Origin of the sequence: Coleofasciculus sp. G1-WW12-02 (assembly GCF_040219735.1) — a bacterium.
Lineage (GTDB): Bacteria > Cyanobacteriota > Cyanobacteriia > Cyanobacteriales > Coleofasciculaceae > Coleofasciculus.
In genome coordinates this window covers 37,004-49,619 of the sequence record NZ_JAVJRX010000050.1, presented here as the reverse complement: position 1 = coordinate 49,619, position 12,616 = coordinate 37,004, and the positions used below count along the sequence as shown (strand labels likewise).

Genomic DNA, 12,616 nt, shown 5'->3' with positions numbered 1-12,616 from the left:
CACCGTCGAAAAAAGTATATTTTGTTACAGAACTATGGAGCCAAAAAATAGAAGATTTGAAAATTTACTAAAGATAATGAACCTAGTTATTGAGAAGAATTGAGGCTCTTGACTATCTTGCAACTTATTTGTAGGGTTTTGTCTGAAGTAGACAAGCCAACTTGCTAAACTCCCGATTCCTTAATCAGGCAGCAAACAAAAAAAAGGTACAGAGTTCTGTCATACTCAGATACTTACCCCATCTCTAAGTCGTACTTCCAATGACTTTATTTACCGCTTCTTAGCTCAATGTTAGGATGTGTTCCACTAGAAAAACAGGAAAGAGAGCGAAATGATGTCTAGACAAACGTTCGAGAAAAGTTTCGACAGAAAAAAGTCTCCCCCCAAAACTAGACAAGTTGATTTACAACGGTTTTCTCCAGGCTTTGGGGATTCTCCCTATTTTGACCCCTTGAAAACCATCGCTAAATCCTTTTCTCCCTACTGGCTAGCTTGTATTCCCCTCACAGCCATTATTGTCGTGGTTTGGAATACGGCAGCCGTTGCTCAAACTGAAGCGGTTGACGCCGATGCCATTGCCCAACTCCAGGGAACGTTAAACGCCATCTGGGTGTTGATTGCTGCCATTCTGGTGATCTTCATGAATGCCGGATTCGGTATGCTAGAAACCGGATTCTGTCGTCAGAAAAATGCGGTTAACATTCTCGCCAAAAACCTGATTGTCTTTGCCTTAGCCACCATTGCATTTTGGGCAATTGGGTTTTCATTCATGTTCGGTGCCGGAAATGGATTGATTGGTGTGGGTGGATTTTTCTTAACGAGTACCGATCCGGGTACTTATGGACTCGATCCATTTCCTGAAGGCTTACCCATCTCCTTGTTTTTCCTATTCCAAGCTGCCTTCGCTGGAACCGCCGCCACCATTGTTTCGGGTGCGGTTGCTGAACGGATTAGGTTTGTTGACTTTCTCGTTTTCAGTCTTCTGATCACCGGGATATCCTATCCCATCACCGGACACTGGGTTTGGGGTGGTGGCTGGCTATCAGAAATGGGCTTTTCCGACTTTGCTGGCTCAACCGTGGTTCACTCGGTTGGTGGTTGGGCGGCGTTGATGGGAGCTGCCTTTCTCGGACCGCGTGAAGGAAAATATAGAGATGGTCAAATCAATGCGATTCCCGGTCACAATATGAGTATTGCCACACTGGGATGCTTGATTCTGTGGATCGGCTGGTTTGGTTTCAACCCCGGCTCAGAACTGGCTGCTACTGAAAATGTGCCGTATATTGCTGTAACCACAAACCTCGCGGCTGCGGCTGGCGGTATTTCTGCCACGATTACCTCTTGGACAAAAGATGGTAAACCTGACCTTTCGATGATTATCAACGGTATCTTAGCCGGCTTAGTTGCGATTACCGCCCCCTGTAATGCTGTTTCCTATCTCTCAGCGATCATAATTGGTCTGATTGGGGGCATTATTGTGGTTTTTGCGGTTTCCTTCTTTGACAATATCCATATCGATGACCCCGTGGGTGCGACCTCTGTCCACTTAGTTAACGGGATCTGGGGTACCATTGCTGTTGGTATCTTTACCTTCGCTGAAAATGATGCGGGTCAACCACTTGGCTTGATTTATGGGGGAGGAGTCGGTCAACTGGGTATTCAACTGTTGGGTATCCTCTGTGTAGGTGGTTTCACTGTCGTATTTAGCTCCCTTGTGTGGCTAGCTCTGAAAGCGACTTTGGGACTACGAGTACATCCGGAAGAAGAAATCCATGGTTTGGATATTAGCGAACACGGGATGGAAGCCTACAGTGGATTTGTTAAGGAATCAGACGTGTTGACCAGTAGCTCTTTTGGTAGTGTCAGTGGTAGTACGGCTGACATTCCTCGCGGATCGGAAGTTTAACGGAAGTGCTTCTAGTTAGGAAAGCTGGTTAATTGCCAATAACATCCTATAGGGGCAATTCAGGAATTGCCCCTTTGTCATGGTTTTGATGATCGGCAAAAGTGGAATAGGACTACAATCTGATGAGAGAGCCGATGCTGAATCTAGACAAGTGTCCACAACCTCGAAAAGCTTTCCAATTTGGGCGGTTTTCTCCCTCGCTGTCAATGGCTTACTGGTGCTAGCGATCGCGGGGGTATTGCTGCGCCAATACCAAGGAGCGATCCCTTCTGCGGTTAGCCAATCTCTAGCCACTGATGCGACAAAAGAAGCAACCCCTACCCCTGTCCCCGAACTCGGACCGCGCCACCAGTTTAACTACCAGCAGTGGGTGGCGCTGCTGGAGCAAGAAGCTGAGGTGATGGTGGAGCAGAAGCCGGAGGATTTAGCCATACTGCTGGGGGATTCCATCAGTCTCTGGTTTCCCAATGAGATGCTACCCACTCAACGAACTTGGCTGAACCAGGGAATTTCTGGCGAAACGACAGCCGGATTGCTGAATCGCTTAGATGTGTTGGATCAAACCCAGCCAGATATCATCTTTTTGATGATTGGCATCAACGACATCATTCGAGGTGTCACAGATGAGACCATCTTAGCCAACCAACGGCTGATTATTCGCTACCTGCGGCGCACTCATCCCCAAGCCAAAATCATCGTTCAGTCGATTTTGCCCCATAGCGGGGATAAAGCCACCTGGGAAGGACGCGATCGCCTCCTGGAAATCCCCAACAGTCGTATTGTCGAGATTAACCAGCGATTGAAAGCGATCGCGGAGTCGGAAGATGTCATTTACCTGGATCTCTATCCCCTATTTGCCGATACTGAGGGCAATCTAAACATGGAATTGAGTACCGACGGCTTGCACCTAAATCCTCAAGGCTATTTAATTTGGCACTATGCCCTACAAGTCACAGATCAACTCGCGAGCGATGGCGGATTGTGACTGGGGATGGGAAGATGGGGAGATGGAGAAGATGGGCAGATGGGGAAGCTGGGGAAGCTGGGGAAGCTAACTCAAAACGCTTCCTGTTAACTGTTAACTGTTAACTGTTCACTGACCCAACCGGATTCATTTTATGATCGAAAGGAGTAAACAATTGTATACACTCATCTGCTAAACAAGCTTCATGGATACAAAAGCCTTCAAACGTTCACTCCATAGTTCAGAAAACTATCACCGTAAGGGATTTGGTCACGAGGCTGAAGTGGCGACTCAGCTTCAATCCGAATATCAAAGCAGCTTGATTCAAGAAATCCGTGATAATAACTATCAACTCAAACGGGGTGATGTGACCATTCACCTGGCAGAGGCTTATGGCTTTTGCTGGGGTGTGGAACGCGCTGTGGCTATGGCGTATGAAACTCGCCAACATTTTCCCACCGAGCGCATCTGGATGACGAATGAAATTATCCATAATCCCTCCGTCAATCAGCGCCTACAGAATATGAACGTCAACTTTGTCCCCGTTGAGGAAGGGACAAAAGACTTTTCTATCGTTGGTGCGGGTGATGTGGTAATTTTACCTGCCTTTGGTGCCAGCGTTCAGGAAATGCAACTACTCAATGATAAAAACTGTAAGATTGTCGATACTACCTGTCCTTGGGTATCCAAGGTATGGCATACGGTGGAGAAGCATAAGAAGAAAGAGTACACCTCCATCATTCACGGCAAGTATAAGCACGAAGAAACCATAGCTACCAGTTCCTTTGCTGGTAAATACCTCGTGGTGCTGAATCTACAAGAAGCCGAGTATGTCACCAACTATATTCTCAATGGTGGGAATCGGGACGAATTTATGGCAAAATTCAGCCGCGCCACTTCAGAGGGATTTGACCCGGAGCGGGATTTGGAGCATATTGGCATAGCTAACCAAACCACCATGCTCAAAAGCGAAACCGAGCAAATTGGGAAGCTGTTTGAGCGCACGATGATGAAAAAGTATGGTCCTGACCAACTGAATCAGCATTTTCAGAGTTTTAACACCATCTGCGATGCAACTCAAGAGCGACAGGATGCGATGTTGGAGTTGGTTGAGCAAAGGTTAGATTTAATAGTCGTGATTGGTGGCTTTAACTCATCCAATACGACGCAACTGCAACAAATTGCCATTGAACGGAAGATTCCCTCCTATCACATCGACAGCGCCGAGCGAATTGGTCCGGGGAATCGGATTGATCACAAGGTACTGCATCAAGATATGACGGTGACGGACAATTGGCTCCCAGACGGTGAAATTGTTGTCGGTGTAACCTCTGGAGCATCTACACCCGATAAGGTGGTTGAAGATGTGATTGAGAAGATTTTTGAGTTGAAAGCAACTCCGGTAGCTGTTTAACTTGGGTTCGGCTAGTGTGTCGATTTCGTAACCCCAGTTAGCGGTCAAAAGCAGTAAGATAGCCTGTCTTTTGTAGGTTGGGTGGAGGAACGAAACCCAACAGAATAACGATGGCGTTGAGTTTCGCTTGCGCTCTACCCAACCTACAAGAACGTTTTGTGTTTTCACGCTCCATGCTCCTACATCCATCAATATGGGTACACCACTGTTGTTTTTTTCAACTTTTATCTGCCGAGACTCTAAAACAACATGCTGTCAAGGAGCGAAAAGCACTAATTTTAGAACAAGCCTCTTTATCTGCCCTCTGCCCTCTGAATTTTGCCTTTTGCTAGATTTTGACCAAATGACTTAACTTCTATAACGACAAAAGCGAAAGCTGTTCGACTATTTGCTTTCCTCGTGGTTTGTTTCCTTGAATCAAACTGTAAAGATAATCACCAATTTCTTTTGCCAGTAAAACAGGTACAGCATTGCCAATTTGTTTGTACTTGGACGTTATTGAACCATAAAAAATCCAGTCGTCAGGAAAAGTTTGGATTCTCGCACATTCTCGTACACTTAAGGGGCGCAGTTCTACCGGGTGACACATATCTGTCGCTTTTTGCTGTGGGCTTGTAGTTACAGTTGGCGAGGGTTTATCCCAAGATAATCGCCTGTAAAAACCAACTTTACCACCCCCGGATTTATAAGCACCTCCCATTGCCTCTTCTTTCAAGTTGTCGGGTAAATATCTCCAGTTTTGTCCGGCTTTGAGCAATCTCAAATACTTTAAGCGCTTTTCAGAGTACGGTGTAAACTCTGGCTGTTGTTCAACTAAGTCTGTTAATGCATCTTTTAAAGTACGCCACTTGGGTAAATCTCTACCACCTTTACAATGGGTAGCCAAGGGAAATGTAACAGATTCACCATCTCTAGAACCAATAAACACGACACGCTCTCTATTTTGGGGAATACCATAGTTTGCAGCTTCTAAAAGATTGTAAACGAGATGATATCCAAGTTCATGCATTTCTGCCAATACCACCTTAAGGGCTGCACCCCGCATTTCCTCCGGTTCTAAAGGGGGATAATATGTTCCTCGTTGGTTAATTGGTCTGTGACGGATAGCAGCGGAAAGTAACCCTTTCACATTCTCCATAAGGAAAAATCGAGGTTGAATGTCTCGAACAACACGGACAAACTCCATAAATAAACTACCACGAGGATCTAAGACTGAAGCTCTTTTTCCTGCTGTACTAAAAGGCTGACAAGGTGGACCACCAACCACCAAATCCACCTCATTAGGACGTAAAGCTCTACCTAAATCTAAAACTCGACCACCTTCTAAGAGTAAATCTTGGGTACTGATTGTATCGATTGACCTTGGGATAGCACTTTCATGAAGATGAGGTCGGTTAAGCGCTATAGTTTTTGCCGCATCCCGCTCTTTCTCAACCACACTTACGGTATGAAATCCGGCTAGCTCTAAACCTAAATCTAAACCAAAAGCCCCTGAAAACAGAGAAATAGAAATAGTCTTGCCATCTATCACGGCTATCAGTCCCCAGCTAAATTACCCTTATTTTTGCACTCTTTTTGCTCGTTCTGGCGGCGCGGCGATTGCCGTAACTTTTGCTGGAGCGTTTTTTAACTGGGTGGGTGTGGCTGGAACCGGGGCGGTTGCTGTGGCAATTACTCGTGCTGATACTGGGGTATTGGCTGGGGTACTGGCTGGTATTTCATCAGTCGTTGTTTGTGAGGGATTGGTCAGGTTATTTCAAGGTGACATCGGGCGGGGATTGGCTCTGGGTATTGGTTCTGTGGTGGGCTTGGGGTTTGCCGCGATCGCGTTTTTTGAGGTGGTTAAAGGGATTGAAACCTCTGGGGAAAACTAATCAACTGAATGATGAATGATCAGGGAGTATTAGAAATCAGGATGCCACTCGAAGACCAGGAAGTCCCAAAAGGGATGCTCGAAAGCTTTATTGAAGCTATCGCCGACGAGCTAGAAATAGAAGTTAAGAAAGTCGGTGCATTGAGCTTGAAGCGCGAAGACTTAACCCGTTTTATCGAGCCAGATACCTGTTTCTATATTCAAAACGAATCACGAGTCCGAGGTAGACGAATCAACCTGGAAATTGACCCACCGCCCGACTTGGCTATTGAGTCAGATTATACCAGTTCCTCTATCAATAAACAATCCATTTATGCGGCGTTAGGTGTTCCTGAATTGTGGAGATATACCCGTCAAACCCTCCAGATTTATCAATTAGTTGAAGGAGAATATGAACTGAGAGAACAAAGCCTCGCATTTCCCTTTTTACCTGTAACAGAGGTTCCCAACTTTATTGAACAAAGTAATATTCAGGGACAGCGGACAGCAGTGCGGTTATTTCGCCAACGAATTCGAGAACGTTTACAAACTCAATAAGCTGATTAAATTGGGCGCACGTCAGTTTAAATTGGGTGCACGGAGCGTGCGCCCCTACGATGTCTACCCCATTCCCGCCGCCTCCTTTGCTGATTCCTTCGCCATCTCCATGAAAATCTTTTGAGCGCATTGCTCTTTCGCATCCTCCAGTTGACGTTGTATATAACGCCCATCGGGTTGTAATTCCCAAGCTTGGCGATTATCTGCCATCATAATGGCTAAAATTTCTTGCAAATCTTTGATAATTTCTGGATCTTCTACAGGTGTAATCGCCTCAACTCGCCGATCTAAATTGCGACGCATCCAGTCAGCGCTGCCAATATAAACTTCCTCATCACCCTGATTATAGAAGTAATAGATCCGCGAATGTTCTAAAAAGCGACCGATAATACTAATCACGCGAATATTATCGCTAACGCCGACAACACCGGGACGCAAGCAGCAAATTCCTCGAACAATTAAATCAATTTGTACGCCAGATTGGGAGGCTTCATAGAGAGTGGCGATAATCTTCGGATCAACCAAAGAATTCATTTTGGCAACAATCCGCCCGGTGTTTCCCTGGCGACAATGTTCGATTTCCCGCTGAATCATCGCCGTCATGCGATCGCGTAAATTCACTGGGGCGACTAATAACTTGCGATAAGAGCGCTGGCGGGAGTATCCAGTCAGAAAATTGAATAAATCGGTTAAATCTGCCCCTAAATCCTCACGACAGCTTAGGAGTCCTACATCCGTGTAAATTCTAGCGGTTTTGGGGTTATAGTTTCCTGTGCCAATGTGAACATAGCGGCGAATCCTCTTCTCGTCTTGACGCACCACCAGCACGATTTTGGTATGGGTTTTTAACTTAATAATCCCATAAACCACATGTACACCAGCTTGTTCTAACTTACGCGCCCAGAGAATATTATTCTCTTCATCAAAACGGGCTTTCAATTCCACCAAAACCGCCACCTGCTTACCATTTTCGGCAGCTTTAATCAAAGCGTTGACAATGGGGGAATCGCCAGAGGTGCGGTAGAGTGTCATTTTAATCGCCAGTACATTCGGGTCATCCGCCGCCTGGGTAATAAATCGCTGCACGGTACCACCAAAGGAATGGTAGGGATGATGGACAAATAAATCCCGTTTGCGAATAATGCTAAAGAAGTCATCCCCATCTTCCTCAGAAGAGAGCGATCGCAACTCGATGGGCATGACGGGTGTCCAGGAGGGGTCTTTTAGTTCCGGTAGGGGTAATCCCATAAACGACATCAGATCCCCTAGCCCCAATAAGCCGTCTATTTCGTAGATATCGCTTTCCTCGAGTCCCATCTCCCCCATCAGCGTTTCTCGTAAGCTTTCTGGTACAGTCGCATGGATTTCCATGCGGACGACTGAACCCCCTATACGTCGCTTCCGCAGTCCCTCTTCAATAGCCAGTAGTAGGTCATCCGCCTCATCTTCCTCGACGGCTAAGTCAGCATTGCGAGTAATCCGAAACGGATGATATTCTTGGATATTCATCCCTGGAAACAGAAACTCTAAATTATGGGCAATCACCTGTTCTAGGGGAATGCCCACCCAGATGGCAGGTTTTCCCTTTTGCCGTTCTCGCAACGGTTCGGGAAGGGTGACAAACCGAGGTAAGACTTTGGGCACTTTCACTCGGGCAAAAAATTCCTCGCCCTGATCGGGATCTTTCACCACTACGGCTAGATTCAGACTCAGGTTGGAAATATAGGGAAAGGGGTGGCTAGGGTCAACAGCTAGGGGTGTCAGAACCGGGAAAATTTGCGCTTCAAAGTAGTTTTGCAAATAAGTCCGCTGTTCGGAGTTCAACTCCATATAGTCCAGCAGGTAGACCCCCTGTTGTGCCAATAAGGGGCGCAGGATTTGTTCAAAATGTTCATGTTGTTCTTTGATCATGGGGAGTAACCGCTTGTTAATCCCATGCAATTGATCGCTAGGTGTGCGACCATCGGCAGTTAGGGATGTCACCCCCGCCTCCACCTGCTGCTTCAAACCCGCCACCCGAACCATAAAGAATTCATCCAGGTTGGAACTGAAGATTGCCAGAAACTTCAAGCGTTCCAGCAATGGGGTTCGGGAATCGAGGGCTTCATGCAAGACGCGATCATTAAATTCCAACCAACTGAGTTCCCGGTTGAAGTAGTATTTAGGGTCTCTCAGACTAACCTCGGTCGTTGTCTTCGATTTCTTAGCCATGATTATTAGGGAAACGGCGCACCATCCGTTGGCTTTTTCTGGCGCTGGTAGGATGTTTGTCAGTTTAAATACTATAACTAAACTGCCCTTTGGTTAACCTGGCGCTTCGGGAGAGGTTGCCTGTTGCCTTAGAATTCGTAAGAAGGCTAAAAAGAATACTGGGTGTAGGGTGTGGGGTGTAGGGTGTAGGGAAAATTCCAGCATTGCTCATCTTGCCTATATTTCTCATCTCCCTCATCGGGACTGTACACTAGGTGTCGCGACTCAAACTGGAAAAATCGCGATCGCGCTTCGTTTTCAGGTAAACTCGGATGTTGCGTATTCCAGCCGTTTGACCCCAATCTACGGAGAAATAACCTTGGCGATAGAATTGCGATCTTATGTCTATATAGATAGCTTACAGCCGCAGCACGCGGCTTATATGGGGACAGTTGCGCTAGGGTTCTTGCCATTACCTGGAGATACGTCGCTCTGGATTGAAATCTCACCGGGTATCGAAATTAACCGGATTACCGATGTGGCGCTAAAATCGACCTCTGTACGTCCAGCCGTGCAGATGGTGGAACGACTCTATGGGGTTCTGGAAGTTCATGCGAACAAACAAGGCGAAACCAGGGCGGCGGGGAAAGCGATTCTAGCCGCCCTAGGCGTCGGTGAACGAGAACGCCTGAAACCCCGGGTTATCTCTAGCCAGATTATTCGCAATATTGACCCTCACCAAACTCAACTGATTAATCGCACCCGACGGGGACAGATGATTTTGGCAGGGCAAACTTTGTATGTTTTAGAAGTAGCACCAGCCGCTTATGCTGCTTTAGCCGCTAATGAAGCCGAGAAAGCCGCCTCAATTAATATTCTGCAAATTTCTGCCGTTGGCAGTTTTGGACGCCTCTACTTAGGTGGTGAAGAACAGGATATTCTGGCAGGTTCGCAAGCGGCGCTGACAGCACTGGAGAACGTTCCTGGGCGAGAACATCCCGGCGCTGGGGGGAAAGAGTAGAACAGGGGTGTATGTAGGGACGTGCCATGGCACGTCTGGGGGCGGGGGTTCTTCTAATGGCATCTTTTTATTGATTCTGTTTTTTAGATTGTGGTAAAGTTTGTTGAGTATTACCAGACAATTGTACTGTCTTATTACGATTACCCCGAATTAGCTTTGTAATGTGTCCAGCAATTACACCTCGATTTTGAATTAGAGCAATGACTCCCTTGGTAACAACCGCTCCTCCAACACCAAAAACCAGGCTCAAAAGTAGCGATTGAGTCAAGGGATGGAGATGATTCGTTGAAAAAGGAGGTAATATTGGTTGTCTAGGTTCTGTGGGAATTATGTATGGAGCGACGGTAGCGCCAACGGCTGCTGTAGCTAAACCCACACCAACAATAGCTACCGTATTTTGTAAAGCGCGATCGCGTTCGGCTTGTTCTGTTTCTACGATACCTCGACTCGCTTCAATCATCTGCCCAAAAACTTGCTGACTTGGCATCAGACAAGATAAATCAACATTGATTTGTTTAATATAATTATCTTGAGTGACATTAATGAATCGCTCTAAAAAATCTAGATTATCCCGACTTTGAATGCCAATATCTTGGAGTTGCTTCAACCATAATTTATAATTTATAAGATTAGTTTCAATCGTCGTGCGATGAATATCTATATCTCGCAGATAGTTGGCGTATTCAAAAGCAAGTGTAGGAATTTCAGTTAGCCATTCTTTGAGTTGCTTTAGCTTAGGGGTTGGTTCAGATGGTAACTGACGGAAGGCTTTTGCTTTTACCTCTAATTTCCTGTAGAGAAGCCGTGCTTTTTGATTACACCACCGGGATTCTGAGTAGGCATATAAAATTTTATGGCGACAACATAATAAATTAATTAGGGGTTGATAATAATCTCCCGCAGCTTCTAATGTTGTTGTTTCCGGGTCGCAATTAAGCCAGACGAGAATATGACAATGTTCAGCCGGATGCTCTCGGTTATTGTCATACTCAAAAATGGGACTTCCTAAAAAGATGCCTTGAGTAGGTGGAGAACGTAAAAATTGTGCAACCTCTGATTTAGGCAGAATCGCCGCTAAACAACCATTGGCAAACTCCTGAATATCCTGAATTTGACCTTCTGGTTGGGCAAAGAGTACCAGGGTTTGTCCCAGAGAGGCTTTAATTTGACTAGGAAGCAGACAACCTTGAGGATTTAAACCCTCTAATTGATGAATGTCTACATTGGGATAGGGATAACGTAGGGTAAGATCAACAGCATAGGTATCATGAATTTGTAGAGGATATACTTCGCCTTGAAGTTGAGGTTTACTACCTTCAGGGATAGCAGAAAACCTTAGTGGATTTTCAGGTTGTAATAATTCCAGATATCTTGAGTTATCCTGATTGGAAGATACACCGATTTGACCGTTATTCTCTTGAAGACGCTCAATTAGGGATTCTAATCTAGGAACATGAAGTTTTTGTCCAAGTCGCTGACATTCCTCCCATAAATGATTCGCGTTATTGACGGGTTCATCTTCACCTTGAGCTAAGTTGTTTCGCAGATGAAAAGCGCAAAGAGTCAATTTTGGATTAGCAACTTTCATGAAGCAGAATTGGAGGATTGAGAATCTTTTGAAGAAGAACTTTGCTGAATGGCATTGAGGATAGCTTGTTTGTTCAGTTTGTAATTGGGAGGTTTAACATTGCCTTCTTTGCTCCCAGGTGCTTTTTCTGATGAATTGTCGGGCAGAAGTTTCAATTGCACTTCATCAATTTCAGGGTGTTGTTCACACCAACTTGAAATCGCTGCAGACAGTTCTTCAATATCATCGGGTAAAGGAGCCAATAGCTGTTCTAATTCAGCCAAGTATCCTGATGAAAATAGCGAATATTGCTCGGTCAATAATTCGATAAAAGCATCTATATTTCGCTCAGGGAATGACAAAAAGCATCGCCAAAATTTATTTACTGTTTTTTGGACAATTTCCAGAGGTAAATCTAGGGCGTGGGCAATTTGCTCTAAATCCAATCCCATTGGCAGCAGTCTGGGGATAGTTTCTAATTTCATTTCTAGGAGAGTGTCCTGATAAAATCGGGTTTGTTTGATTTCGCTTAATCCCAACATAGCGGCTATCTCCTCGCGGCTTTTTTTCGGTAATTTGTAAACGATAATGGTTTCAATCAGAGTAATGAATTCACGTTGGATTGTTTCATCAGTTAGCTGTTGCTGTGCTTGTTCGATTAACTGTCTTGCCAGTTGTCCGGCTGTCTCTTCCGGCTCAATTACAAGTTTAACAACTTCTACCCCTAATGAGCCTTCGGCGGCTTCCTCTAACTCATCCAGGTAAATTCGTCTCACCTGGTTCAGGGCTAAGAGGTTACCAAAATGTAACGTCTGTTCTCGTTCGATACGGCGGTTGGGATAAATGACGACAATTTGCCAAGGATGGGGTGGCTGGTATTGCCTTAAAAAGATGAAGAGTTCGGCAAATATGCGGTAGTATAAGCCAGCATCTGGCTGGAACTGAACTTCAACCAGGTATAAAGGTTTGTCAGGTTCGCTGGTTTTGGGTAAAAATAAACCGTCTAAGCGAAAGGATAATTGTTTGACTTCGCGGGAGGTGAATTCATAGCTATCGGCTTCTTCGGGAGGACGGTTAATCAGCTCAAAGAAGATGCCGGGAAATGCCAGAAATAGGTTGTAGAAGATACTGTCAGTTTTCACGG

10 protein-coding genes are annotated in these 12,616 nt (G+C 45.5%); 6 read left to right on the top strand and 4 right to left on the bottom strand.

Annotated elements, in window-relative coordinates; genetic code table 11:
* The first annotated feature begins 331 nt into the window (after positions 1–331).
* The 3 genes from RID09_RS08915 to RID09_RS08905 all read left to right on the top strand — a co-directional run bounded on the left by RID09_RS08915 (position 332) and on the right by RID09_RS08905 (position 4,284).
* Positions 332–1,906 carry an ammonium transporter gene (locus RID09_RS08915; RefSeq protein ID WP_446335590.1) on the top strand — a complete coding sequence of 525 codons (1,575 nt, stop codon included), beginning with the start codon at positions 332–334 and terminating at the stop codon, positions 1,904–1,906.
* A 151-nt stretch (positions 1,907–2,057) separates the two neighbouring features.
* Positions 2,058–2,891: an SGNH/GDSL hydrolase family protein gene (locus tag RID09_RS08910; RefSeq protein ID WP_446335651.1), complete on the top strand. Its 834-nt coding sequence runs from the start codon at positions 2,058–2,060 to the stop codon at positions 2,889–2,891.
* A 184-nt stretch (positions 2,892–3,075) separates the two neighbouring features.
* Positions 3,076–4,284: a 4-hydroxy-3-methylbut-2-enyl diphosphate reductase gene (locus tag RID09_RS08905; protein ID WP_446335589.1), complete on the top strand. Its 1,209-nt coding sequence runs from the start codon at positions 3,076–3,078 to the stop codon at positions 4,282–4,284.
* 355 nt (positions 4,285–4,639) lie between these two features.
* Here the strand turns inward: RID09_RS08905 and RID09_RS08900 are convergent, their stop codons facing one another.
* Positions 4,640–5,815: a DNA cytosine methyltransferase gene (locus RID09_RS08900; protein WP_446335588.1), complete on the bottom strand. Its 1,176-nt coding sequence runs from the start codon at positions 5,813–5,815 to the stop codon at positions 4,640–4,642.
* On the opposite strand from RID09_RS08900, the gene RID09_RS08895 reads away from it, so the two are divergent.
* Positions 5,802–6,158, top strand: coding sequence for a hypothetical protein (locus RID09_RS08895; protein ID WP_446335587.1), 357 nt, complete (start codon positions 5,802–5,804; stop codon positions 6,156–6,158). The two genes, RID09_RS08900 and RID09_RS08895, sit on opposite strands and share 14 nt — an antisense overlap.
* An 8-nt stretch (positions 6,159–6,166) precedes the next feature.
* A complete protein-coding gene (locus tag RID09_RS08890) occupies positions 6,167–6,694 on the top strand; it encodes a Uma2 family endonuclease (RefSeq protein ID WP_446335586.1) in 528 nt (175 codons plus the stop codon).
* A 63-nt stretch (positions 6,695–6,757) separates the two neighbouring features.
* On the opposite strand, the gene ppk1 is transcribed toward RID09_RS08890, so the two are convergent.
* Entirely contained in the window at positions 6,758–8,905 is a 2,148-nt protein-coding gene (gene ppk1, locus RID09_RS08885; RefSeq protein ID WP_446335585.1) for a polyphosphate kinase 1, read from the bottom strand.
* Positions 8,906–9,263: 358 nt separating this feature from the next.
* Between ppk1 and RID09_RS08880 the strand changes: the two genes are divergently transcribed.
* Entirely contained in the window at positions 9,264–9,905 is a 642-nt protein-coding gene (locus RID09_RS08880; protein ID WP_446335584.1) for a hypothetical protein, read from the top strand.
* A 67-nt stretch (positions 9,906–9,972) separates the two neighbouring features.
* On the opposite strand, the gene RID09_RS08875 is transcribed toward RID09_RS08880, so the two are convergent.
* Positions 9,973–11,493, bottom strand: a complete 1,521-nt coding sequence (locus RID09_RS08875; protein WP_446335583.1) for a hypothetical protein — start codon at positions 11,491–11,493, stop codon at positions 9,973–9,975.
* A complete protein-coding gene (locus RID09_RS08870) occupies positions 11,490–12,614 on the bottom strand; it encodes an Rpn family recombination-promoting nuclease/putative transposase (protein WP_446335582.1) in 1,125 nt (374 codons plus the stop codon). The genes RID09_RS08875 and RID09_RS08870 overlap by 4 nt, the downstream gene beginning before the upstream one ends.
* Between the last annotated feature and the right edge of the window lie 2 nt (positions 12,615–12,616).

Coding starts and splice junctions, on each gene's coding strand:
- RID09_RS08915 (WP_446335590.1), top strand. CDS start 332: ATGATGTCTAGACAAACGTTCGAGAAAAGTTTCGACAGAAAAAAGTCT.
- RID09_RS08905 (WP_446335589.1), top strand. CDS start 3,076: ATGGATACAAAAGCCTTCAAACGTTCACTCCATAGTTCAGAAAACTAT.
- RID09_RS08890 (WP_446335586.1), top strand. CDS start 6,167: ATGATGAATGATCAGGGAGTATTAGAAATCAGGATGCCACTCGAAGAC.
- ppk1 (WP_446335585.1), bottom strand. CDS start 8,905: ATGGCTAAGAAATCGAAGACAACGACCGAGGTTAGTCTGAGAGACCCT.
- RID09_RS08875 (WP_446335583.1), bottom strand. CDS start 11,493: ATGAAAGTTGCTAATCCAAAATTGACTCTTTGCGCTTTTCATCTGCGA.